Source organism: Ruania albidiflava DSM 18029 (assembly GCF_000421225.1).
Lineage (GTDB): Bacteria > Actinomycetota > Actinomycetes > Actinomycetales > Beutenbergiaceae > Ruania > Ruania albidiflava.
In genome coordinates, this window is record NZ_ATWL01000002.1 from 90,385 (window position 1) to 114,515 (window position 24,131).

Sequence of the window (24,131 nt, forward strand, 5' to 3'; positions counted from 1 at the left end):
GTCCAGGACGCAGACGGTCGCGTCTCACGGTGAGAACGTCTCGGTACGCTGAGGGTCATGAGCGAAGTACGCGACCAGGCCGTGACCACCCCGGCGAACGGGATCGCATCTGGCTCTCGCAGCGGGGCGATCGACCAGATGCCCGACTCGCTGCGGCACGACGTGCGCCTCCTCGGGGAGCTGCTCGGCACCGTGCTCGCCGAGAGCGGGGGTGAGGACCTGCTGGCCGACGTGGAGAAGCTGCGTGAGCTGACCATCACGGCCTACGACGACGCCTCCTCGGACGCCATCTCCCAGGCCGAGGAGCTGGTGGAGTCCTTCACCCTGGAGCGCGCCGAGCAGGTGGCACGAGCCTTTACCTGCTATTTCCACCTGGTCAACCTCGCCGAGGAGTACCACCGGGTGCGGGTGCTGCGCTCCCGGGACACCGGCGACGTGGACCCGGCCCGCGCACCGGAGGACACCCTCGGCGGCGCCTGGCGTTTCCTGGTCGAGCAGCTCGGCGAGGAGGAGGCCCGCTCGCGGATCGACGCCCTGGAGTTCCGCCCGGTGCTCACCGCCCACCCCACCGAGGCACGCCGCCGCGCAGTGGCCGCCAGCATCCGGGAGATCTCCGAGCTGCTCGCCCAGCGGGACGACCCGCGCCTGGGTGCCAGTGCCCTGGCGGAGAACCGGCGTGAGCTGTTCACCCAGGTGGACCGGCTCTGGCGCACCTCGCCGCTGCGGCTGACCAAGCCCACCCCGCTGGACGAGATCCGCACCGTCACCGGCATCTTCGACCAGACGCTGTTCGACGCCCTGCCGCAGATGTACCGGGCGATCGACGCGCTGCTGCAGGATGCTGACGCCCCGGCACCGGTGCGGGCCCCCTCGTTCGTACGGCTCGGCTCCTGGATCGGTGCGGACCGGGACGGCAACCCGAACGTCACCGCTGCGATCACCCGGTCGGCTGCGGCGACCACCGCTGACCACGTGCTCGGTGCGTTGCTCGAGCGGGCCCACCGGGTGGGCGCCGCGCTCACGGTGGATGCGGTCACCACCCCACCCTCGGCCGAGCTCGAGCTGCTCTGGAACCGGCAGCACCAGCTCGCCGCCGAGCTGACCGCCGAGGTGGCCCTCGCCTCACCGAACGAACCGCACCGGCGGGTGATGCTGGTGGTTGCCGAGCGGATCGCCGCCACCCGCCGCCGGGACGCCGACCTCGCCTACAGCTCACCGGAGGAGCTGCTCGCCGACCTGCGCGTGGTGCAGTCCTCCCTGGCTGCCGCCGGTGACGCCCGGCAGGCCTACGGCGACCTGCAGGACCTGATCTGGCAGGTGGAGACCTTCGGGTTCCATCTGGTGGAGTTCGAGGTGCGCCAGCACTCCAAGCTGCACAACCAGGCCCTGGCCGAGCTGGACGCCGGTGGCGAGCTCAGCCCGATGAGCGAAGAGGTGCTGGAGACGATCCGCTCCATCGCCGCCATCCAGAAGCGCTACGGCGTGGTGGCTGCGCACCGGTACGTGATCTCCTTCGCCACCTGCGCTGCGGACATCGCCGCCGTCTACCGGCTCGCCGAGGCCGCGATGGGCTCTGCCGAGGACGTGCCGGTGCTGGACGTGGTCCCGCTGTTCGAGACCTTCGCCGACCTGCAGTCCTCGGTGGCAGCGCTGGACGAGATGATCGAGCTGCCGCAGGTCAAGGCCCGGATGGCCCAGACCGGCCGGCGGATCGAGATCATGCTCGGCTACTCCGACTCCTCCAAGGACGTCGGCCCGGTCGCCGCGACGCTCGCGCTCTACGACGCGCAGGAGCAGATCGCCCGGTGGGCCGAGCGCAACGACATCACCCTCACCCTGTTCCACGGCCGCGGCGGGGCGCTCGGCCGCGGCGGCGGTCCGGCGAACCGTGCCGTGCTCGCCCAGCCACCGGGCAGCGTGGACGGCCGGTTCAAGCTCACCGAGCAGGGAGAGGTGATCGCGGCCCGGTACGGCGACCCGGTGATCGCCCACCGGCACATCGAGCAGGTCGCCGCGGCCACGCTGCTGCAGGCCACCCCGGCGATCGAGGAGCGTAACTCCACCGCTGCGAGGGACTTCGCCGATGTGGCTGCCACGATGGACGCCGCGTCCCGGGACCGGTTCTTCGAGCTGGTGCACGCCGAGGACTTCGCTCCCTGGTTCGCCCAGGTCACCCCGCAGGAGGAGGTCGGCTGGCTGCCGCTGGGCTCCCGCCCGGCCCGCCGCGGGCTGAGCGTGGAGTCCCTGGAGGACCTGCGCGCCATCCCGTGGGTGTTCGCCTGGACCCAGGCCCGGATCAACCTCACCGGCTGGTTCGGCCTCGGCACCGCGCTGGCGGCCGTCGGGGACCTGGAACGGCTCCGGGAGGCCTACCGGCGCTGGCCGTTGTTCACCACGATGATCGACAACGTGGAGATGTCCCTGGCCAAGACCGACGAGCGGATCGCCCGCCGGTACCTGGCCCTCGGCAACCGGGAGGACCTGGCCGAGCTGGTGCTGGAGGAGATGGCGCTCACCCGTCAGTGGGTGGTGGACATCACCGGTCAGGAGCGGCTGCTCGCCGGGCACCGGGTGCTCGGCCGTGCGGTACAGCTGCGCAGCCCGTACGTGGACGCCTTGTCGCTGCTGCAGCTGCGGGCGCTGCGCACGCTGCGGGCCACCGACGGCTCTGACGAGACCGCGGACGAGGCGATCCGCCGGCTGATGCTGCTCACTGTCAACGGTGTGGCCGCCGGCCTGCAGAACACCGGCTGAGGGAAGCCCCGCACGCGGGACTGTGGCGAGGACACCGGGGCGGTCGGAGGAGCTCCGCACTGACCTCAGTCCGCCCCGGTGTCCTCCGATGCGGTAGGCCGGTGCACGTCGAGTGCCGCCAGGGCAGCGTCCGCGGCCGCGAGCGCGTCCCGGTCGTAGGTGGAGGTGGTGGCGAGCACCTCGTGGGCCCCGGTGCGTCGCACCAGGTCGGTCAGCTCGGCGTGGACCTGGCCGGCGGTGCCGGTGATCGCCAGGCGCAGCTGTCGTTCGACGGCGGAGCGCACCCGGGCATCGAGATCGTCCAGGTCCGCCGGGCGCACCGGACGCAGCGGGGCGAACACCCCCGTGCGCCGGGTCTCGGCGAGCGCGACCGCCTCGGGCAGCAGCAGCTCCCGGGCTCGTTCCGCCGTGCCAGCGACCAGCACCTCCAGGCTGATCGTCAGTCGTGGCTCCGGCCACAGCGGGCTGGGCCGGTAGTCGCGCTGGTAGGCCGCCAGCGCATCGGAGCCCGTGTACAGGGCAGGTCCGCCGAGCACCACCGGCAGACCGTACCGGGCAGCCACCGCCAGTCCCGATCCGGTGGCCAGCAGGTGCACCGGCACCTGCTCGTCGACCTCCGGCACCGCACGCACCGGACCTGTGCCGCGCAGGTGCGCGAGCAGGTCCTCCAGGTCAGCGTCGAACTCTGCCACGGAGTACTCGGTGACCCGCAGGCTCTTGCGCACTCCGGAGGTGAAGCCCAGCGAGCGGCCGATGCCCAGATCGATCCGACCCGGGAACAGCGCGGCGAGGGTGCGTGCCTGCTCGGCGACCACCAACGGCTGGTGGTTGGGCAGCATCACCCCACCGGAACCCACCCGGATCCGCGTGGTTGCTGCTGCCACAGCGGCCATCAGCACCGTCGGCGCAGCGCTCGCGATCCCCGGCACACCATGGTGCTCGGCAACCCAGAACCGGTGGTACCCCAGCGCTTCGGCCCGCTCCGCCCGGTCCACTGTGGCCCGTAGCGACTCCTGCGCGGACTCTCCGGCTCGGGTGCGCGAGCGGTCCAGCAACGAGATCGGCACAACAGGCATCGTCGGTGGCAACCACTGCACCACGGGAACCATTCCCGCCCGCGCGCCGACCACGGGCAACCTGGTGCCTGCCCGGTATGGCAGCTCAGGGCAACAACCGGTCGGCACTAGGCTGGGCTGCCATGACAGACACCCCGAACCCAGAGCCCATCGCCCGAGCCGACGGCCGCCGCCCCGACCAGCTCCGCCCCGTGGTGTTCCACCGCGGCTGGTCCGACCAGGCCGAAGGATCGGTGCTGGTGGAGTTCGGGGGTACCCGCGTGCTGTGCACCGCTTCGTTCACCGAGGGCGTGCCGCGCTGGCGCAAGGGCTCCGGCCTGGGCTGGGTGACCGCGGAGTACGCGATGCTGCCCCGGTCCACCAACTCCCGCTCCAGCAGGGAGTCGGTCAAGGGCAAGATCGGGGGCCGCACCCACGAGATCTCCCGCCTCATCGGGCGCGCGCTCCGGGCGATCATCGAGGTCTCCGCCCTCGGCGAGAACACGATCGTGCTGGACTGCGACGTGCTCCAGGCCGACGGCGGCACCCGTACCGCCGCCATCACCGGCGCCTATGTGGCGCTCGCCGACGCCATCGAGTGGGGGCGTGCGCACGGAGCAGTCCCGGACGAGGCGAGAGTCTTGACCGACTCCGTGGCCGCCGTCAGCGTGGGAATCATCGACGGCACCCCGATGCTGGACCTGCCCTACACCGAGGACGTGCGCGCGGAGACGGACATGAACGTGGTAGTCACCGGAAGCGGTGACTTCGTGGAGGTGCAGGGCACCGCCGAAGGTGCCCCGTTCCGCCGCGGCGAGCTGGACCAGCTGCTCGACCTGGCCGTGGCCGGATGCGCCGAGCTGACCGCTGCGCAGCAGGCGGCGCTGGCCCGGCACCTGGTCCGCCGGGAGGCACCCGGCCCGCTCGTGGACGTGCGCGGATGACCGGCCCTCGCCTGGTGCTGGCCACGCACAATGCGCACAAGGTCGCCGAGCTGCGCGCCATCCTCACCGGTCCCCGTGCGGCCGTGGGGGATGACCTGGTTGCCGAGCAGATCGTCGGCGCTGACGACGTCCACGCCCCAGATCCGGTCGAGGACGGCATCACCTTCGCCGAGAACGCGCTGATCAAGGCCCGCGCCCTGGTCGCCCGCACCGGGCTGCCTGCCGTGGCCGACGACTCTGGTCTGAGCGTGGACGTGCTCGGCGGTGCCCCGGGCATCTTCTCCGCCCGCTGGGCCGGACGGCACGGTGACGACCTGGCCAACCTGGAGCTGCTGCTCGCCCAGCTCGCCGACGTCGCCGAGGAGCACCGCGGCGCCGCCTTCGTCTGCGCCGCCGCCCTGGTCACCCCCGATGGGCACGAGCACGTGGAGACCGGCCGCCTGGTCGGCACCCTGCTGAGAACACCGCGCGGAGCCGGCGGTTTCGGGTACGACCCCATCTTGCAGCCGGCAGGCCAGGACCGTTCCTGCGCCGAGCTCACCCCAGACGAGAAGAACGCCATCTCCCACCGCGGCCAGGCGTTCCGGGCGCTCGCCCCGCACATCCGTGCCGCCCTGGCGTCATGATGCACTTCCTCACCGACACCACCTGGACCGAGCTGTACCTGTTGGCGGTCGCCTTCGTGCTGTGCGCCCTGATCGGCATCGAACGCCAGGTGCGGCAGAAGGCAGCGGGCTTCCGGACCCACGTGCTGGTCGGCATGGGTGCGGCCGGGTTCACCCTGGTCTCCGCGTTCGGGTTCTCCACGGTGCTCGGCGAGGACGTGAACCTGGATCCATCACGGATCGCCGCCCAGATCGTCTCCGGAATCGGCTTCCTCGGTGCCGGGGTGATCTTCACCCGCCGGGACGTGGTCCGTGGCCTGACCACAGCCGCCACCATCTGGGTCGCCGCCGCGGTGGGCATGGCGGCCGGCGCAGGCATGGTCTCGCTGGCGTTCTTCCTCACTGCGCTGCACCTGCTCGCCGTCGTCGTGATCGGTCCGGTGGTGCGCAAGATCCCCACCCGGGACCACAACCGGGTGCTGCGGGTGCGCTACCTGGACGGTGCCGGTGTGCTCCGGGACATCCTCGCCCTGGCCACCGAGCTGGGCTACTCCACGTTGATCCTGGGCAGCCGCCGGCTGGAGCGGGACGGCCTGAAGCTGGTGGAGATCGACATCCGGTTCAAGGGGCGCATCCCGTTGCGCACGGCCATCCCGAGCGTGAACGCGATCGAAGGGGTGCGCCAGGTGCAGGTGCGCAGCGACGACGAGCAGGAGGACGACGAGGACGTCTCCTGACCACCCACGGGATGTGCGCGGAGTCGGTGCGCACCCACCCCCGCACCACCGCTCATCTGAGTGCTCACCGCGTGCTCACCTGATAGCGTCGGTCCCGACGAGCCAACTTCAGGAGCTGTGATGACCTCGCTCAGCAATGCCACCCTGACCAGCCTTCCCCCGGACGTGGCCCGCCCCGGCTACGACCGCAGCGCCCTGCGCACCGGGATCGTGCACATCGGCGTCGGTGGTTTCCACCGGGCGCACCAGGCGATGTACCTGGACGAGCTGATGAACGCCGGCCAGGCCCAGGACTGGGCGATCTGCGGGCTCGGCCTGCTGCCCGGCGACACCCGGATGCGCGATGCCTTGCACGCCCAGGACGGCCTGTACACCCTGGTCGTCAAGCACCCGGACGGGTCCACCCAGGCCCGGGTGATCGGCTCGATCGTCGACTACCTGTACGCCCCGGACGACCCGGAGGCAGCGCTCGCCCGGCTCGCAGACCCGTCGACCCGGATCGTCTCGCTGACCGTCACCGAGGGCGGCTACAACGTCAACCAGGTCACCGGCGAGTTCGACCTGACCAACCCGGCGGTCCGCGCGGACCTGGAGCCCGGCGCACTGCCGACCACCTCGTTCGGGTACGTGATCGAGGCACTGCGCCGCCGCCGAGCGGCCGGCACGCCACCGTTCACCGTGATGAGCTGTGACAACATCCAAGGCAACGGCGACAACGCCCGGCGCATGTTCGGCGCCTTCGCCCGCGCCAAGGATCCCGACCTGGCGGACTGGGTCGATGCGCAGGTGCCGTTCCCGAACTCCATGGTGGACCGGATCACCCCGGTCACCACCGATGCCGACCGGGCACTGGTGGCCGACCGGTTCGGCATCGAGGATGCCTGGCCGGTGGTCACCGAGCCGTTCACCCAGTGGGTCCTGGAGGACGACTTCGTCTCCGGCCGTCCTCCGTACGAGCAGGCCGGCGCGCAGGTGGTCGAGGACGTCACCCCGTACGAGCTGATGAAGCTGCGGCTGCTGAACGTCAGCCACCAGGGCATCGCCTATCTCGGCTACCTGGCCGGCTACCGCCTGGTGCACGACGTGGCCCAGGACCCGATGTTCGCCACCTTCTTGCGCGGCTACATGGACCACGAGGCCCAGCCCACGCTCCAACCGCTGCCGGGAGTGGACCTCGAGGAGTACAAGTCCACGCTGATCGAGCGGTTCTCCAACCCCTACGTACGGGACACCGTGGCCCGGCTCTGCGCAGAGTCCTCCGACCGGATCCCCACCTGGCTGGTGCCGGTGATCGGCGAGAACCTCGCCAGCGGGGGAGAGGTGAAGCGGTCGGCCCTCATCGTGGCCAGCTGGGCACGGTACGCCGAGGGCACCGACGAGCAGGGGGAGCCGATCGAGATCGTGGACCGGATCGCCGAGCGGGTGCATGCTGCTGCGCTCGCCCAGTCCGAGGACGACCTGGCGTTCTTGCGGGACCGGGACCTCTTCGGTGACCTGGTCGAGGACGAGCGGTTCGTGACCGCCTACCGGTGGGCGCTGTGCTCGTTGCACTCTCGCGGGTCGAAGGCCACCATCCAGGCTCTGCTCGACGGCGAAGGTTCTGCTTCGTAGGGCCGCTCACCGCGCCCACCACTTCGCGCGCGAACGCCCTGGTTCGCGGCGACACGCCGGGCGCAAGCCGCACGATCGAGCGTTCGCGATCTGTGGGAGAGCTCAGAGGATCCCGGTCAGCTCGGCCAGGGCCCGGGCGCACTCGGTGTCGAGCACGAGCACGCCGACGAAGCCGCCACGCACTCCCGCACGCACCGCCCTGGCGGTCGCACGGCCGAACCCGCACGCCACCACCGTGGGGGTGCGGCGCAGCTGGTCCAGCGTGACCGCCACGACCCGTTCCTCCAACGGTGCGTGCAGCTCGCGACCATCGGCGTCGAAGAGTCGGCCAGAGCACTCCCCAGCCACCTCGTGCGCCTCGATCGCCGCCCGGTCCGCCGGGGACAGCGTCGGGTAGACCGTGGAGGCCTGCGGGGTCCACCCGCCGATCGCCACCACGGCCAGGTCCAGGGAGTCCGCCCGGGCGAGAGCCTCGGCGATCTGCGGCTGGGCACGAAGGCCGGCCGCCGTGGTCGCGTCCCGCACCGTCAGCGGTGCCCAGATCGGCCAGGTGCGCACCCCGGGCAGTGCCTTGAAGTGCTGGATGAGCTCCAACGAGTCGCCGCTGCCCTCCACCGGCTGGGCACCCACGAGCTGGACCACGTCGCACGGCGGCAGCCGATCGAGGTACCGCGCTGCGGACTCGATCGTGCGCGACCAGGAGATGCCGACGGTCATCCCCTCGGTCACCCGCTCGCGCACGGCCCGGGCCAGGGTGCGGGCGAGCAGGTCCCGCCGCTGCTGTGGTTCTGAGTGCGAGGGGGCGATGATCACCGGGACCCCGAGCGCCTCGGTCAGCGGTTCGCTCAGGTCCTCCTCGGTGTCCTCTGGCAGTGCGATGGAGATGCGGACGATGCCCAGCTCGCGTGCCGTGTTCAGCAGCCGCGCCACCCGGAACCGGGACAGCTGTCGTTCGTTGGCGATCTCCACCTTCGACTTGCCGTCCACGTGGAAGTCCACGCTCACATCACGCATCAGGACGAGCTCGTCATGGTCCACGGCGACCTCCTCCACGAACATATGGGCATCACGTCCTTGCTCATCTGAGTGTAGGGCACTACAGTCAGATCATCAGATGAGCGAGTGCCTAGATCTCAGATGAGCGCCACAGGTCGGGATGCTGACCTGTGGCCGACAGTGAGGACGATGATGTTCCGACCAGCTCTCACCCGGACCCGCAGTGCGCCGGGTCCTGCGGGCCGCCGTGCTCGCCGAGTGCCGATCGCCCGGTCTCGAGCAGCCGCGATGCTCGCTGCGACCGGGCTGACGCTGGCCGGCTGCGCCGGTGCCGGGGCAGTCTCCAGCGGGGGAGACACCGAGCAGATCGTGGTGGCGATCGTCTCCAACCCGCAGATGCAGGACGCGATCGCGCTGCAGGAGCAGTTCCGCGCCGAGCACCCAGGCATCGACGTGCAGTTCGTCAGTCTGCCGGAGAACGAGGCGCGGGCGAAGATCACCGCCTCGGTGGCCACCGGCGGCGGGGAGTTCGACGTGGTGATGATCTCCAACTACGAGACGGCGATGTGGGCGCAGAACGGGTGGCTCGAGAACCTCCAACCGTATGCCGACGCCACCGAGGGCTACCACCCGGAGGACTTCGTGCCCAGTGTGCGTGAGGCGCTCTCCTACGAAGGCGACCTGTACTCGGTGCCGTTCTACGGCGAGTCCTCCTTCCTCGCCTACCGCCAGGACATGTTCACCGAGCAGGGCTTGCAGATGCCGGAGCACCCGACCTGGGACCAGGTCGCCGACCTCGCCGCAGAGCTGCACGACCCGGAGCAGGACTTCGCCGGGATCTGCCTGCGCGGTCTGGCCGGCTGGGGCGAGAACATGGCGCCGATGTCCACGGTGATCAACACCTACGGCGGCCAGTGGTTCGACGAGCACTGGGACGCCACGCTGGACTCGCCCCAGGTGCGCTCCGCCGTCACCGACTACGTCAACCTGGTGCGCGACTACGGCGAGCCGGGTGCTGCCACGGCTGGGTTCGGTGAGTGCCTGACGATGTTCACCCAGGGTCAGGCGGCCATGTGGTACGACGCGACGTCGATGGTCTCCTCGGTGGAGGACCCGAGCTCCTCGACCGTGGCCGGGGACGTCGGCTACGCCCCGGCCCCGGTCATGGAGACCGAGGCCGCTGGCTGGTTGTACTCCTGGGCGCTGGCCATCCCCGCGACGTCCGAGCACCAGGACGCCGCCTGGGAGTTCATCTCCTGGATGACCCATCCGGACTACATGCACCTGGTGGGTGAGGAGATCGGCTGGGCGCGTGTACCGCCGGGCAGCCGGTTGTCCACCTACGACATCCCGGAGTACGCCGAGGTGGCCGGGGCGTACGAGGAAGAGATGCTGCGCGCGATGGAGCACGCCAGCCAGGAGGTCACGATGACCGAGCCGGTGCCGTACCGCGGTATCCAGTTCGTGGCGATCCCCGAGTTCCAGGACCTCGGCACCCGCGTCGGACAACAGATGTCCGCAGCGATAGCCGGGCAGGTCACCGTCGAGGAGGCGCTGGCGCAGTCCCAGCGCTATGCCGAGACCGTCGCCGCGTCCTACCAGGCCCAGCAGGAGGAGCAGCCGTGACCACCACCGCCCTTGCCGCACAGAACAACCGCCGCCAGGCGCTCCGTGGCGGTGCTGCCGACCCGGCCGCGGCACACGACCGCGCCGAGGCCTGGCGCCGGCGCGCACCGCTGCTGCCGGCCCTGGTCTTCACCATCATCGTCACCCAGGTGCCGTTCCTGGTCACCATCTGGTACTCGCTGCGCTCGGAGAACCTGCTCCGCCCCGGTGAGGACCGGTTCGTGGGTCTGGCCAACTACGCGGACCTGTTCGCCGACTCCACGTTCCGACAGGCCGCGCTGAACAGCGTGATCTTCACCCTCGGCTGCGTGCTGGTGGCGATGCTGCTCGGCATCGGTCTCGCCTTGCTGCTGGACCGGCCGTTCGCCGGCCGCGGCCTGGCCCGCACGCTGCTGATCACACCGTTCCTGATCATGCCGGTGGCCGCGGCGATGATCTGGAGCGTGTCCATGTTCAACCCGACCTACGGGATGGTGAACTGGGCGATCGGCCTGGTCGGGTTCGACGCGGTGAACTGGACCGCCACCTTCCCGGTGCTGTCCATCCTGATCGCACTGGTCTGGCAGTGGACCCCGTTCATGATGCTGCTGGTGCTCGCCGGGCTGCAGGCTCAGCCCAAGGACGTGCTCGAAGCGGCGCAGATGGACGGCGCCGGCTGGGGCCGCACCTTCACCGCTATCACCCTTCCGCAGCTGCGCCGGTACATCGAGCTGGGCATCCTGCTCGGCGCGATCTACGTGGTCAACACCTTCGACCAGATCTACCTGATGACCGCCGGCGGCCCCGGCACCGCCAGCGCGAACCTGCCGTTCTACATCTACCAGCGTGCCTTCCTCGGGTTCGACATCGGGCAGGCCGCCGCCATGGGGGTCGTGGTGGTGATCGCCACGATCATCGTGGCCACGTTCGCCCTGCGACTGATCTTCCGCAGCTTCGAGCAGAAGGACTGACGCCATGACCACCACGACTCCTGCGGCACCGGCCGCACGACCCGGGTCCTCGGCCCCGCGCTCGCAGCCGCGACCCGACCGCGGCGCCGGGCCCCGCAGCGGGCTGCTCACCGCGCTCACCTGGGTGCTTGCGATCGGGTTCTTCTTCCCCGTGCTCTGGATGGTGCTGACCGCCTTCAAGCAGGAGAACCAGGCCGCCTCGGACCCGCCCACCTGGCTCTTCACACCCACGCTGGACCAGTTCCGTGCGGTGATCGAGGGCGGCGCCGGCGTGTACTTCGCGAACTCGCTGATCGCCACCGGGCTGTCCACCCTGCTGGTGATCGCCCTCGGTGTCCCGGCCTCCTACGCGCTGGCCATCCGACCGGTGAAGAAGACCAGCGACGTGCTGTTCTTCTTCATGTCCACCAAGATGCTGCCGGTGGTGGCGGTGATCGTGCCGATCTACGTGATCGCCGGCCGGCTGCACGTGCTGGACACGGTCTGGACCCTGGTGGTGCTCTACACCGCGATGAACCTGCCGATCGCCGTGTGGATGATGCGTTCGTTCTTCCAGGAGATCCCCGGTGAGGTGCTCGAAGCGGCCTCGATGGACGGCGCCGGGTTGCTGCGCACGCTGCGCTCGGTGCTGATGCCGATGGTCGCCCCCGGGCTCGCCGCCACTGCGCTGATCTGCGTGATCTTCGCCTGGAACGAGTTCTTCTTCGCCCTCAACCTCACCGCGGCCCGTGCGTCGACCGTGCCGATCTTCATCACCTCGACGATGACCAGCGAGGGTCTGTTCCTGGCGCGGTTGTCCGCTGCGTCGCTGCTCGCCTCGCTGCCGGTGGTGGTGGCCGGCTGGGTGGCGCAGAAGCAGCTGGTCCGGGGTCTGTCCATGGGGGCCATCAAGTAGTGGCTGCACGAGGGTGCACCTGTGGTCCCGCGGGGGTGCACCTATGGCTGCAAATCGCCCGATTCGTGACCATAAGTGCACCCTCGCCGCGATTGGGGCCGGGGTTGGAGTCAGGCTCGGTGGCGGAGGATCACCCGGGCCACCAGCCGCCACCCGAGCAGCAGCAGCGCCAGCGCGCCGGCAGCCACCAGTGGGAAGGCCCCGGACGCGCCCTGCCCGCTGACCAGCCGCAACCCCAGCCCCCCGGCGACCGTGACCAGCCAGAGGAGCACCGCCGTCGGCCAGAGCCGCAGCGGGTTGCGCCAGCTGCGCAGCACCAGCCAACCGGCCCCGAGAGCCACCAGGAACGGCCACGCGGTGGTGGCGATCCCGGCGAGGGCGTTGGTCTCGTCGTGGCTGCTGCGCCCCGCGACCACGAATGCGAGCACAGCGGCGGCGTCGGCCGCGGCGGCACGTACCACCGCCCGGCCAGACCGGGCCGAGCGAGGGCGACCACCGGATGCGGCCCGCACAGGAGTGCCGCTGTGGTGAGGCGCCTCTGGTCCGCTGGCGCCGGATGAGGTCACACCAGGCGCCCGGTGCTGGCCAGCGCCGTGCGCACCAGGGCGCCGTGCCCGTCGGCCATGCCTTCCTGGATCACCGGGGAGACCGCCTCTTCCGGGGTGAACCAGGCGATGTCCAGGGCATCCTGCTGCGGCTGGCAGTCACCGTCCACCGGCACGATGTAGGCCAGCGAGACGGCGTGCTGTCGCGGGTCGTGGTACGGCGTGATCCCCGGGGTGGGAAAGTACTCGGCCACGGTGAACGGGGTGAGCGTGACCGGCAGCCGCGGCAGGGCCATCGGGCCCAGGTCCTTGTCCAGGTGCCGGGCCAGCGCATCGCGGATCCGTTCGTGGTACATCACCCGGCCGGAGACCAGCGCCCGGGAGATGCCACCGTCCCGCGGGGTGCGCAGCAGCATGCCGACGTGCTGGATGACGCCGTCGGAGTCCACCCGGACCGGGATCGCGTCCACGTAGACGATCGGCAGCCGCTTGCGCAGCGCATCCAGCTCGTCCCTCTCGAACCATCCGTCACCGGTGTCGATCGCAGTCTCACTCACCCTCTTGTTCTACCCCGTCGGCGGGGTGGATGGCGAACGCGGCCCTGTTTCCGATACGGGAAGACCTCGGGGGACAGACTCAGGGTCGGACCAGGGTGATACCTCATGGTGTGCGCACCGCTCACCGGGTTGCCATGGAGTGATGGATTCCCTGCTGACCACGTTGAGCGAAGCCTTCGGGCCGTTGATGCTGCTGCTCGGCGCCGTGCTCGCGTTCGCCGAGTCGGCGTTCGGGCTCGGTGTCGTGGTGCCCGGCGAGACGGCGGTGCTCACCCTCGGTGCCGCCACGTCCTCACCGGGCCAGCTCGGGGCAGCGCTGATCACGGTGGCAGCCGGCGCGAGCGCCGGTGACCACCTGGGCTACTGGCTCGGGTCCCGGTTCGGCACCCGGCTGCGCAGCTCTCGTGTGGTCCGCCGCGTCGGGGTGCACCGGTGGGAGCGCGCCACCACGATGCTGCGCCGCAACGGCGTGCTCGCCCTGGTGGTCTCTCGGCTGCTGCCCGGGGTGCGTACCCTGATGCCGGCGGTGGCCGGTGCCGCGGGCCTGGGCTACGGCCGGTTCCTGGTGGGATCGGTGGTCGGGGCAGGCCTGTGGAGCGGCCTCTGGGTCGGTGTCGGTGCCGCGGCCCGCAGCGCACTCCCCGAGGTGGCTGCGACCCTCGGCGTGGCCGGCTGGGGCCTGCTCGGTGCTGTGCTGCTGTTCGGGTCCGGCGTGCTGGGGCTGCTCCGGTGGCATAGGCGGCGGCAGGCACCGGAGCCGGTACCCGCCGCCGCTGCCCAGCGGTCTGATCAGCCGTGCCCGTGACCGGGTCGCCCGGTGGTGAACTCCATGGTCCACTCCGTGGTGGCACCCTCGGCGAGCTCCCAGCCCTCCAGCGGCTCGGCGACGATGGTCACGACCCTGTTCTCGTCGGTCCGTCCGCCCGGCCGGGACCGGGGCACCTGGTAGGTGCCCGCTTCGGTGACCTCACCGTTCACCAGGTACTGCACGCCCTGACTCTCCGGGACGGTGTACCGGTCTCGTTCGCGCCCGTGCCGGTCGAGGAGCTCCGGCTCGGCCGGCGTGACCGGGTAGTGCAGACCGAACCCGATCGGGAACAGGGTCTGTGAGCCGTCCGCGGTCGGCACGTCCACCGGCAGCAGCCCGGTGGGGTTGATGTCACCGGCGATGGCCGCCACCGCCCCGTGGAAGCTGGGCTCGAACCAGCCGTAGAGGTTCAGCACGGCGTCCGCCGCCGGCAGCACGTTCACGTCATACGGGTTGCGCGTGGCCACCACGACCACCGGTGTGCCGGTCTCGGCCAGCGCTGCGACCATCTCCTGCTGGGCCGGGTTGGCGTTGTTCGAGGCGAAGACGACCACGTCGTGGTCCGCGGCCTCGGCCACAGCCCGCTCCCGGTAGCCGGGTGAGGGGGAGGAGCCGTCCTCGTAGTCCTCGGTGACCTCAAAGCCGCGCTCGATCAGCATCGGCCCCATCCGCTCCGGCCACGCCGACCCAGCACCGACCATCAGCACCGAGTCCCGGCCCGGCTGCAGGGGCAGCACGTCGCCCTCGTTGCGCACCATCGTCACCGCGCGCTCACCGATCTCGTCCGCAGTGGCCAGGTGCTCGTCGGTGCCGACCGTGTCCAGCACCGCATCGACCGGCACGCTCGGGTCGTCGGCCCAGACGCCCCGCTCGGCCTTCCACGCCAGGATCCGGGTGACCGAGGACTCCAGGCGTTCGCGGGTGATGTCCCCGGCCTCGATCGCCTCGTGCACGCCGGCGAACGAGGCGTCGACGTCCGGGGAGTTCAGCAGGATGTCCGACCCGGCCTGGATGGCCAGGGCGGCGATGTCGCCGTCGTCGAGCGGGTGCCCGGGGATGTCCTTCAGCGCGCCCATGCCGAGCGAGTCGGTGGTGATCAGCCCGTCGAACCCCATCTGCTCGCGGAGCAGCCCGGTGAGCACGTCGTGGGACAGCGTCCCGGGCATCTGCGCATCGATCGCTTCCACGATGATGTGGGCGGTCATGATCATGTCGATCCCGCCGTCGATCGCGGCCTGGAACGGCACGAGGTGCTGGTCCAGCGTCTCCCGGTCATAACGCACGATCGGCAGCCCGGAGTGGGAGTCCACGTCGGTGTCGCCGTGCCCGGGGAAGTGCTTCGCCGTGGCGGCGATGCCCTCGGACTGCATCCCCTGCACCTGGGCCACACCCAGGTCGGCGACGGTCTGCGGGTCGGCGCCCATGGAGCGCACCCCGATCACCGGGTTGTCCGGGTTGGTGTTCACGTCCAGCACGGGCGCGAAGTCGACGTTCACCCCCACCGCCGCCAGCTCCGAACCGAGGACCTGGCCCTGGCGGTGGGCCAGGTCGGAGTCGAAGGTGGCGCCGAGGGCCATGTTCCCGGGCAGCACAGTGGCCGGTTCGGTCATCCGGGCCACGATCCCACCCTCCTGGTCGATGGTGATCGCCAGCGGGATGCCGGACGCGGCCTCGGAGGTAGACACCTCCTGCAAGCCGTTGGACAGCTCCGCAGCACCCACCGGATCGCCCTCGATGATCGGGTTCGACCAGGCGAAGTACAGCACACCGCCCAGGTCGTACTTCTCGATCACCTCGGCGGGGGTGTCCACTCCGTAGTACTGCTGGTTCTCGGCGGCCATCGAGTCGTCGTCGGCGGAGTTGCCGTACACCCGGGTCCAGGTCATCTGGCCGATGAGCTCGTCGATGCTCATCGCCTCGACCGTCTCGGTGATCCGGTCCTCGGTGCTCCGGTCCTCATGGCTCGACGGGGCGTGCCCACTGTGGCCGTGTGCGGCAGCAGGGACGATGGCAGCGAGCACCAACCCTGCCCCCAGGCTCAGTGCCACGCCTGCTCTGGCGCCGCTGGTTCGTGCGGACATCGTTCTCTTCTCTCCTGGTCGTGGTCGTCGCGGACGGGGTGGGTCGCTGTGGTCAGTGTCGGTGGCCGCGCGGCACCACCAGGTCGACGACGGTCGGTCGGTGGTCCGAGGAGGTCGCCGCGGGTCCGTCGGTGGGTACGAACGCGCCCTCGACGCTCACGTGGTCGCTGACGGCGACGTAGTCGATGCGCCGGTCGGGGGCGTCGGCCGGGAAGGTGAAACCGTCACCGTCGCCAGCGATCGTCCAGGCGTCGGTGAGCACCGTCCACAGCGGCGCGAGCTCGGCGGCCTCCGGCGTGGCGTTGAAGTCACCCATCAGGATCTGCGTGGTCCCGGCGTCGTCCTCGGCGAGGATCTCCAGGGTGTCGGCCACCTGCATCTCGCGGACGCTGGGATCCCCTCGGTAGTCCAGGTGGGTGGAGTAGACGTGCACCCGCGCGGCCCGGGCCTGGATGGTCGCCTCGGCGAACCCAGGCCCGGGTGCGGGCACCGGCTCCTCGTCCTGGGTGGACAGCCGGGTGATCTCGTGGTTGGTGAAGTCGACGATCGGGTAGTCGGAGAGCACGGCGACGCCGAACTCGGCGCGGGGCCCGCCGTCGTCGACCGGGTCGTTGGAGTAGATCGGGGCAAAGGCGACGTGCATGTCCAGCGCCTGGGCGAGCTCCTCGGCCAGGTCCAGGTCCAGGCTTCGCTCGCCCCAGTGCACGTCGACCTCCTGGAGGGCCACCACGTCCGCATCGATGGTCTCGATCGCCTCCGCAGTGCTGGCGATGTCGAAGCTGCCGTCCGCGTCCCGGCCGGCTGCGATGTTGTAGGAGGCGACCCGCAGCTCCACCGCCGGGAACCGGCCGTGCGCACTGGCCTGCCCGTTTGCGTGCGCGGCCGCTGGGCCGGTGGCGGCGAGCACCAGGCCCGCGCCCAGGCTCAGCGCGACACCGAGCCCGGTGGTCCTCGTTCGTGCTGTCATCAGCTGCTCCTTCGATGGTGTGCGCCGGCCGGTCCTGCTCAGCTCGAGCGGGTGTCGTTGCTCAGCGCCCGGTACACATACGCGGAGACGGGCACCAGGTCGGCGACCGCATACTCGGCGCCGGCGAACCCGTTCGGCGGGTCGACCACCGGGGAGTGGCGCATGTTGGTCAGGATCGTGATCGTCAGGTCGTGCAGCGGGTCGATGATCGTCAGCGTCCCGGTCCAGCCCTGGTGGCCGAACGTGCTGCGGCTCGGACCCCAGTTGAAGTAGTAGTACGCGGCGGCGTTCGCGGAGTGCACTCGCCAGCCGAGGCCGATGGTGGAGGAGCCGACCTGGGTCGGGTCCGGGTCGTAGGGGGTGGTGAACTCCTGGATCACGTCCTGGCTGAAGTACTGCCGGCCCTCGTAGATGCCGTCGTTGAGCATCAGCTGGGTGAGCACCGCCAGGTCGGAGGTGGTGGAGAACAGCCCGGCGTGCCCGGCGAGGCCGGCCATCGAGTAGAACGCCTTCTCGTCGTGCACCTCCCCGCGCAGCGTGTAGTCCCGGATGTAGACCGGGGTGCCGTCCGGCTGGGTGCCGAAGGAGACGTTCCCGTCCCGGGTGTTGCCGTTCAGCTCGGTGGCGGCGACCTGCTCCGGTTCGATGCCATGGTCCAGCGGGTTGAAGAAGGTGTGCTCCAGCCCGAGCGGTGCGTAGAGCTCCTGCTGCAGGTAGGTGTCCAGCCGCTGACCGGTGACCTGCTCCACGATCAGCCCGAGGATCATGAAGTCCACGTCGCTGTAGGCGAACGTGGTGCGCGGGGCGTACATCAGCGGGGTCTGGCAGATCGAGGAGATGATGCCGGAGCGGTCGTCAGGGTCGGTGGTCTGGTACCACAGCTCGCCGGCCGCGTCCCGGTTCTGGTACTGCGGGTCCGGGATCAGCCCGCCGCGGTGGTGCAGCAGGTCACGCAGGGTGATCGTGTCCTTGCCGGTGTGCTCGGCGGTGATGCCGCCCGCACCGCCCACGGTCCAGATCCCGGTGTAGTTCGTGCTCTGGTCGGTGAAGCACTCCCAGCCCGGGAAGCTGGCCACCGGCCGGTCCAGGTCGAGCCGGCCCTGGCTGACCAGGTGCTGGATGGCGTAGTTGGTGGCGTACATCTTCGTGTTCGAGGCCAGGTCGAACAGGGTGTCTGTGCTGGCCGCCTGCCACTCCTCCTCCGGCAGCAGCTCCGCCGGGAACCGCTGACCCTCCTCGGTGCGGGTGGAGTAGCGCAGTGCATACCCGTACGCGTCGTTCTTGACGATCTTGCCGTCCTTGGTGACGATCATCGCCACCGCCGGCGAACCGTCGTCGACCTGGTCCTGGAGGAACTGGTCCAGGTCGGCCAGCCGGTCCGGGTCGAAACCGACGTCCTCGGGATCTGCCGTCTGCAGCGTGTCGTAGGCGACGTCCTGGGGGAGCAGCAGCCACGCCCGCTCGCCCCTGGTGTGCGTACCTACCTGGAAGGTGCGTTCGATCTGCCCGAAGGACAGGTAGTACTTCCCGTCGGCCCGGAACCCGGCCACGTCGTCGAAGACCAGGTCGGTGTAGGCACGCAGCATGTTCCCGGTGACGTTCGAGCCGATCCGGTCGGTGTCGGTGGCGATCTCGTAGTAGTCCCGACCCCGGGCGATGGTGAGGAGGTCCAACGTACCGGGAGCGGCGCCGTCGAACTCATACTCGTTCGTGCCGTAGGAGTAGGTGAGGTCCAGCAGGCCGGTGAGGTCCTCCACGGCCACGTACGGCACGCCCTCCCGCCAGGTCACGTCCGCCGCGGGGACCTCCTGCGGCTGGCTGTAGCCGCGCGGGTCGCCGTCGACGAACCACACCTCGGCCGAGGCGTCGGTGGCCTGGACGTACCGGGTCTGCTCGCCGAAGGTGGCATCCTCGGTGCGGAAGCCGAGGTAGGCGTCCGGTGCGGTCCGGCGGAAGGTGAACGTGTAGCTGGCCCCGAAGTCGTCGCGGTCCACCTCGGCCAGCCGTCCGTTCCGACCCTCGAGGGAGGTGGCCCGTACCGGGAGCCGCGGTTCCTGCTCGGAGGCGTAGTGCACCACCAGCTCGGCGGTCTGGCCGCGGGCCGGGTCGGCGGCTGCCGGCAGCGTCCCGGCGGCCAGGGTGGACAGGGCCAGCACGGCAGCCAGACCCGCCGCAAGATGACGACTCATCGTTCTCTCCCTCATCGGTGAGGACTCGGCCTCCCCAGCCGAACCATCGCCTCAGCGCGATGAAACTTCCTGACGTCGAATGTCACGATGCCGTAACACCTTTACCCGTGTCAACGGCCCCTTGGTCGCGAACGCCCGCTCTCGCGGCCGGCAAGCGCTTCCCGACCGCGAAAGCGGGCGTTCGCGGCGGGAGGGGTGGTCAGTCTGCGGGCAGCAACGTGACGACCACGGCCAGGTGGTCCGACAGCTCGCTGGGCACCGCATGTGCGTCGCTGCCGGTCATCTCCGGGGAGACGAGCACGTGGTCGATCTGGATGTCCGGGGCGTCAGCGGGGGAGGTGGGCAGCGGGCGCGCATCGGCGAGGGCATCGGTGAGCCCGGCCGCGAGCAGCACCTCCCAGCTAGGGTCGCCCGGCTCCAGGTTGAGGTCTCCGCCCAGCACCACCGGGGCTGGCTGCTCGCCGACCAGGTCGGCGAGCACCTCAGCCTGCGCCAGCGACCCGTCGCCCGGACCGGGGTGCGGCTGGATGTGCGTGCTGACCACCGTCCACTCCTGGCCGCCGAAAGCAACATGCGCGGGCAGGGCCTGCGCCCCGGTCACCGCACCGAACGAGGGCAGCGGCACCGGTTCGCCCCACCGCGCCGGCAGGTCGGTGAGGATCGCATCACCCCAGACCGGGTCGGCCGCCGGACCGAAGTGCGCCGGCAGGTCGAGCAGCCGGGACAGGATGGTCAGCTGGTCCTGACCACCGTTGAGCAGCCAGGCCCGGTCCACCTCGCTGAGGAGCACCACGTCCGGGTCCTCGGCAGCGATCAGCTCGGCCACCCCGCGGGCGTCGAACGTGCCGTCCATCCCGTAGCCCATGCGCACGTTGTAGGCGAGAATCCGTAGCCCCTCGTGCTCCTCGGCGGTCCAGGGCACCGGCTGCAGCGTGGCCGCCGCACCGAACGGGGCCAGCACCGCCAATGCCGCGGCCCCGGCCCAGACCGGTGCACGGAGTGGCCGCACGCGCTCCCGCCCGGGCCGCGCACCCAGCACCCCGAGCAGCCCCAGCAGCACAGCGAGCACCACCAGCACCAGATCGGCGCGGTAGCCCAGGTCGTACCCGGCGTAGTAGACGAACAGCAGCACCACCCAGGCCACCGCGCCACCGAAGACCGCCAGGCTGCCGACGGCGGAGCTCCCCGGGCGTAGCTCCCTCCCGGGGGGCAGGGCGCGCCTGGGGCGCAGGCCGGTGAGCACCACCGCCAGTGCGGGCAGCCCGGTCAGGTGGGCCAGCAGCGACCAGGTGCTGGTCTGCGCCGGCAGCAGCACCAGGGCCACGGCACCGGTCAGCACCGCCCCGGCGATCGCGGTGAGCACTCGCCCGGTGCGCACGTGCAGTGCACACAGCACTGCCGCCACTGCCGCCAGCCCCAGCAGCGGCGGACCGAGGAGCTCACCGGCCACCAGGGCCCGCGCCGGGTTCCCGACCGTCACCCCGGCCAGCAGCAGCGCCGGTAGCACCACCATCCCCAGCGCGTTCGGAAGCACTGCGCGTGGCGACTGGCGGTCCCGGGCCGCTCGCAGCGTGGTGCGCAGCCCGACGGCGAGCGCGGCCAGCTGCACCACCAACCACACCACCGCCCACACGTCCTCGCGCCAGATGGCGCCGTAGGTGCCCAGGAACGCGTGGCTGACCGCCGCCGCGGTGATGCCACCCAGCAGCCCGGGCACGACCGCCTCGGCCAGCACCGCCGCCACCAGACAGAGCGCTGCGACCGCGGCAGCCACGCCGAGAGACGATGCCGCCACCTGCGGCAGACCGCCGTCGGTGGCCTGCAGCACCCCACGACAGACCGCAGCGAGCAGCACCAGGGCGAGCACCGCCGTCGGCACGGAGACCACCCCGCGGCGTACCAGCAGCAGCGGGACCACGGCCACGCCCACGCAGCCGAGCGCGTAGGCGCCCATCAGCTCCGGCGGGGTGGAGGCCGCCTGCCCGACGAGGGTGATCAGGGACGGCGCCCACACCCGCACCACGTCCACCAGCACCCACACCACGGCGGCCACCGCCAGCACGCGGGTCATCCGCACGTTCGTCTCCATGACAGCAGATCATGCCTGGAAGGTGGTGGCCCCTGCTGTGAATCAGCGCAGAATTGCTGCCGGAGAACAGCCTGAGCAGCTGTTCGCAGTTCCGCATTCCCCGCTGCAGGAATGTCGCGGTGTGCGCATAATCCCGAAACCAAGAATGGCGGCGCGGATAACGGTATCGCAACGATTCCACGTGGTGCGGATGGCTGGCGCCGCGGTTCGATCCCACCGGCCGCAGTGCCCGGCCCACCGCGGCACCGCACTGCTGGACCACAGGTACCCGCCGGTGCGCTGGAGCGGAATATCGCGGATCCGGGCGACTTCGGAGCGTTTGACACCTCTCCACCCTCTCTATAGTTTCGGCGAAGCACGTGGAAACCACGCGATCTGACTGACGACCTCGACGAGACCGGTGCTGAAGGAAAGGCCCTTCGTGAAATACAACAAGCGATTCTCGACCACAGCAGCGGTGGCTGCGACCTTCATGATCACCGCGGGCCTGGCCGGCTGCGGCGGCGACGAGGGCGGCGAGGGCGAAGGCCTCGAAGACAGCTACACCGTGGCTTCGGACACCTCCTTCGTGCCGTTCGAGTTCGAGGAGGACGGCGAGTACGTCGGCTTCGACATCGACATCATCAACGAGATCGCCGACCGCGTCGGATTCGACATCGAGCTGGAGACCACCAACTTCGACGGCATCATCCCCGGTCTGCAGACCGGCACCTTCGACATCGCGATCGCCGGCATCACCATCACCGACGAGCGCGGCGAGGCGGTGGACTTCACCAGCCCGTACTACAAGTCCGGTCTGCGCATCGGGGTGCCGGCGGACGACACCACCATCGAGAGCGTGGACGACCTCGAGGGTCTGACGATCGCCACCCGGCTCGGGTCCACCAGCGCCGACTACATCGAGAACAACATCGAGGGCGCCACCGCGAACACCTACGAGCAGCTCGACCAGGCCTACCTGTCTGTGGAGGGCGGCGGTTCGGACGCCGTGCTCTACGACGCGCCGAACGTGGAGTACTACATCCTCACCGCTGGCGAGGACACCCTGAAGACCGTCGGTGAGCTGCTCGAGGCGCAGAACTACGGTATCGCCGTCTCCCAGGGCAACGAGGAGCTGGTGGACGCGATGAACACTGCGCTTGCGGAGATGATCGACGACGGCACCTACGCCGAGATCTACAGCGAGTGGTTCGGCAGCGAGCCGGAGTGGCTGGAGGAGCTGGCCGAGCTGCAGGTCAGCTGACGCCCACCCGATGAACGATGACCTGGGCGGGCGTACCCCTGCCCCGGAGTGGAAGGTGCACGGGCGATGAGATCCCTGTGGGACTTCAACTGGGTCGGCGTGCTGGAGTTCCTGCCCCAGCTCGGCGTGGGACTCCTCTACACCCTGTTGGTCTCGGTCGTCGGGCTGGTGATCGGCTTCGTGCTCGGCGCGATCTTCGGCCTGGCTCGGTTGAGCCGGTTCAAGATCGTCTACGCGATCGCCAGCATCTACATCGAGGTGATCCGCGGCACGCCGCTGCTGGTGCAGGCGATCTGGCTGTTCTTCGCCCTGCCGTTGATCATCAAGTACACGCTGCCCTCGGTGCTGGCAGGCATCATCGTGATCGGGATCAACTCCGGCGCCTACATCGCCGAGATCGTCCGCGGCGCGGTGCAGTCGATCGACAAGGGGCAGATGGAGGCCGGGCGCTCCCTGGGCATGAGTCACCACATCACCATGCTCAAGGTGATCTGGCCGCAGGCGTTCAAGCGGATGATCCCGCCGCTGGGCAACCAGTTCATCATCAGCATCAAGGACACCTCGCTGCTGTCGGTGATCCTGGTGCCCGAGCTGCTGTTCCAGGGCCGCACCATCGCGTCCAACCACTTCAACTCAGTGGAGATCTACACGACGGTGGCGGTGTTCTACCTGGCCATCACCTTGACCCTGTCCTTCGTGCTGCGCCGCACCGAGAAGCGTCTGGAGCTCCGGGCATGATCATCGAGGTCACCGACCTGCACAAGTCGTTCGGCGACAACGAGGTGCTCACCGGTATCGACCTGTCCGTGTCCGACGGTGAGGTGGTGTGCGTGATCGGGCCGTCCGGGTCCGGCAAGTCCACGCTGCTGCGCTGCTTGAACCGGTTGGAGGACATCACCGGCGGGGACGTGGTGGTCGACGGGCACCGGCTGTCCGACCGGAACATCCGTATCGACGACGTGCGCGCCGAGATCGGCATGGTCTTCCAGCAGTTCAACCTGTTCCCGCACAAGTCGGTGATCGAGAACATCATGCTCGCGCCGATGATGGTGCGTCAGCTCGGCAAGGAGCAGGCCCGGGAACGCGGGCGGGCGCTGCTGGCCAAGGTGGGGCTGGCGGAGAAGGAGAACGAGTACCCGTCGCGCCTCTCTGGCGGCCAGCAGCAGCGGGTGGCGATCGCCCGCGCGCTGGCGATGGAACCGAAGATCATGCTCTTCGACGAGCCCACCTCTGCTCTGGACCCCGAGCTGGTGGGGGAGGTGCTCGCGGTGATGAAGCAGCTCGCTCTGGAGGGCATGACCATGGTGGTGGTCACCCACGAGATGGGCTTCGCCCGCGAGGTGGGCGACCGGGTAATCTTCATGGATGACGGGGTGATCGTCGAGGAGGGCGACCCGGTGCAGGTGTTTGACAACCCCCGGCACACCCGCACCCGGGCGTTCCTGGACAGGGTGCGGTAGGCGCTCGACGGCGGAGCTC

20 protein-coding genes are annotated in these 24,131 nt (G+C 70.0%); 12 read left to right on the forward strand and 8 right to left on the reverse strand.

Features of this window, described 5'->3' with window-relative positions; genetic code table 11:
* Positions 1–57 precede the first annotated feature (57 nt).
* Positions 58–2,754, forward strand: a complete 2,697-nt coding sequence (locus tag K338_RS0102725; RefSeq protein ID WP_022916653.1) for a phosphoenolpyruvate carboxylase — start codon at positions 58–60, stop codon at positions 2,752–2,754.
* 65 nt (positions 2,755–2,819) lie between these two features.
* Here K338_RS0102725 and K338_RS0102730 read toward each other — a convergent pair whose 3' ends face one another.
* Positions 2,820–3,830, reverse strand: a complete 1,011-nt coding sequence (locus K338_RS0102730; RefSeq protein WP_157612183.1) for an MsnO8 family LLM class oxidoreductase — start codon at positions 3,828–3,830, stop codon at positions 2,820–2,822.
* Positions 3,831–3,952: 122 nt separating this feature from the next.
* Here K338_RS0102730 and rph point away from each other — a divergent pair, with 122 nt between their 5' ends.
* The 4 genes from rph (at position 3,953) to K338_RS0102750 (ending at position 7,706) form a co-directional block, all read left to right on the forward strand.
* Positions 3,953–4,753 (forward strand): ribonuclease PH, encoded by an 801-nt coding sequence (gene rph / locus K338_RS20100; protein WP_051154665.1) that lies wholly within the window; start codon positions 3,953–3,955, stop codon positions 4,751–4,753.
* A complete protein-coding gene (gene rdgB / locus K338_RS0102740) occupies positions 4,750–5,379 on the forward strand; it encodes an RdgB/HAM1 family non-canonical purine NTP pyrophosphatase (protein ID WP_022916656.1) in 630 nt (209 codons plus the stop codon). Before rph ends, rdgB begins: the two co-directional genes overlap by 4 nt.
* On the forward strand, positions 5,376–6,095 hold the full coding sequence (locus K338_RS0102745) for an MgtC/SapB family protein (protein WP_022916657.1): 720 nt from the start codon (positions 5,376–5,378) through the stop codon (positions 6,093–6,095). The genes rdgB and K338_RS0102745 overlap by 4 nt, the downstream gene beginning before the upstream one ends.
* 120 nt (positions 6,096–6,215) lie before the next feature.
* Positions 6,216–7,706 (forward strand): mannitol dehydrogenase family protein, encoded by a 1,491-nt coding sequence (locus K338_RS0102750; protein ID WP_022916658.1) that lies wholly within the window; start codon positions 6,216–6,218, stop codon positions 7,704–7,706.
* A gap of 102 nt (positions 7,707–7,808) precedes the next feature.
* Here K338_RS0102750 and K338_RS0102755 read toward each other — a convergent pair whose 3' ends face one another.
* Positions 7,809–8,765, reverse strand: a complete 957-nt coding sequence (locus tag K338_RS0102755) for a sugar-binding transcriptional regulator (RefSeq protein ID WP_022916659.1) — start codon at positions 8,763–8,765, stop codon at positions 7,809–7,811.
* A 225-nt stretch (positions 8,766–8,990) separates the two neighbouring features.
* On the opposite strand from K338_RS0102755, the gene K338_RS0102760 reads away from it, so the two are divergent.
* Genes K338_RS0102760 through K338_RS0102770 form a run of 3 tightly spaced genes read left to right on the forward strand, consistent with a single transcriptional unit; the run spans position 8,991 to position 12,173 of the window.
* Positions 8,991–10,328 (forward strand): ABC transporter substrate-binding protein, encoded by a 1,338-nt coding sequence (locus tag K338_RS0102760; protein ID WP_022916660.1) that lies wholly within the window; start codon positions 8,991–8,993, stop codon positions 10,326–10,328.
* Complete coding sequence (locus K338_RS0102765) at positions 10,325–11,278, forward strand: carbohydrate ABC transporter permease (RefSeq protein ID WP_022916661.1); 954 nt, start codon at positions 10,325–10,327, stop codon at positions 11,276–11,278. Before K338_RS0102760 ends, K338_RS0102765 begins: the two co-directional genes overlap by 4 nt.
* A gap of 4 nt (positions 11,279–11,282) precedes the next feature.
* Positions 11,283–12,173 carry a carbohydrate ABC transporter permease gene (locus K338_RS0102770; protein ID WP_022916662.1) on the forward strand — a complete coding sequence of 297 codons (891 nt, stop codon included), beginning with the start codon at positions 11,283–11,285 and terminating at the stop codon, positions 12,171–12,173.
* A 110-nt stretch (positions 12,174–12,283) separates the two neighbouring features.
* Here K338_RS0102770 and K338_RS0102775 read toward each other — a convergent pair whose 3' ends face one another.
* Both K338_RS0102775 and K338_RS0102780 read right to left on the reverse strand, forming a co-directional pair.
* A complete protein-coding gene (locus K338_RS0102775) occupies positions 12,284–12,634 on the reverse strand; it encodes a DUF3054 domain-containing protein (RefSeq protein WP_027286363.1) in 351 nt (116 codons plus the stop codon).
* 101 nt (positions 12,635–12,735) lie between these two features.
* Positions 12,736–13,275 carry an NUDIX hydrolase family protein gene (locus tag K338_RS0102780; protein ID WP_022916664.1) on the reverse strand — a complete coding sequence of 180 codons (540 nt, stop codon included), beginning with the start codon at positions 13,273–13,275 and terminating at the stop codon, positions 12,736–12,738.
* A 142-nt stretch (positions 13,276–13,417) separates the two neighbouring features.
* Between K338_RS0102780 and K338_RS20105 the strand changes: the two genes are divergently transcribed.
* Positions 13,418–14,080: a DedA family protein gene (locus K338_RS20105; RefSeq protein WP_022916665.1), complete on the forward strand. Its 663-nt coding sequence runs from the start codon at positions 13,418–13,420 to the stop codon at positions 14,078–14,080.
* Here K338_RS20105 and K338_RS0102790 read toward each other — a convergent pair.
* The 4 genes from K338_RS0102790 to K338_RS0102805 form a co-directional block, all read right to left on the reverse strand.
* Positions 14,065–16,164 carry a glycoside hydrolase family 3 protein gene (locus K338_RS0102790; RefSeq protein ID WP_022916666.1) on the reverse strand — a complete coding sequence of 700 codons (2,100 nt, stop codon included), beginning with the start codon at positions 16,162–16,164 and terminating at the stop codon, positions 14,065–14,067. The two genes, K338_RS20105 and K338_RS0102790, sit on opposite strands and share 16 nt — an antisense overlap.
* Positions 16,165–16,216: 52 nt before the next feature.
* A complete protein-coding gene (locus tag K338_RS0102795; RefSeq protein ID WP_022916667.1) occupies positions 16,217–17,131 on the reverse strand; it encodes an endonuclease/exonuclease/phosphatase family protein in 915 nt (304 codons plus the stop codon).
* A gap of 38 nt (positions 17,132–17,169) precedes the next feature.
* Positions 17,170–19,320, reverse strand: a complete 2,151-nt coding sequence (gene pbp4b / locus K338_RS0102800) for a penicillin binding protein PBP4B (RefSeq protein ID WP_169579514.1) — start codon at positions 19,318–19,320, stop codon at positions 17,170–17,172.
* Positions 19,321–19,519: 199 nt separating this feature from the next.
* Positions 19,520–21,409, reverse strand: coding sequence for an endonuclease/exonuclease/phosphatase family protein (locus tag K338_RS0102805; protein ID WP_022916669.1), 1,890 nt, complete (start codon positions 21,407–21,409; stop codon positions 19,520–19,522).
* Positions 21,410–21,866: 457 nt separating this feature from the next.
* Here K338_RS0102805 and K338_RS20110 point away from each other — a divergent pair, with 457 nt between their 5' ends.
* The 3 genes from K338_RS20110 to K338_RS0102820 all read left to right on the forward strand — a co-directional run bounded on the left by K338_RS20110 (position 21,867) and on the right by K338_RS0102820 (position 24,112).
* Positions 21,867–22,652, forward strand: coding sequence for a transporter substrate-binding domain-containing protein (locus K338_RS20110; protein ID WP_022916670.1), 786 nt, complete (start codon positions 21,867–21,869; stop codon positions 22,650–22,652).
* A gap of 66 nt (positions 22,653–22,718) precedes the next feature.
* On the forward strand, positions 22,719–23,390 hold the full coding sequence (locus K338_RS0102815; RefSeq protein ID WP_022916671.1) for an amino acid ABC transporter permease: 672 nt from the start codon (positions 22,719–22,721) through the stop codon (positions 23,388–23,390).
* A complete protein-coding gene (locus tag K338_RS0102820; protein ID WP_022916672.1) occupies positions 23,387–24,112 on the forward strand; it encodes an amino acid ABC transporter ATP-binding protein in 726 nt (241 codons plus the stop codon). The genes K338_RS0102815 and K338_RS0102820 overlap by 4 nt, the downstream gene beginning before the upstream one ends.
* The last annotated feature ends 19 nt before the right edge of the window (positions 24,113–24,131 follow it).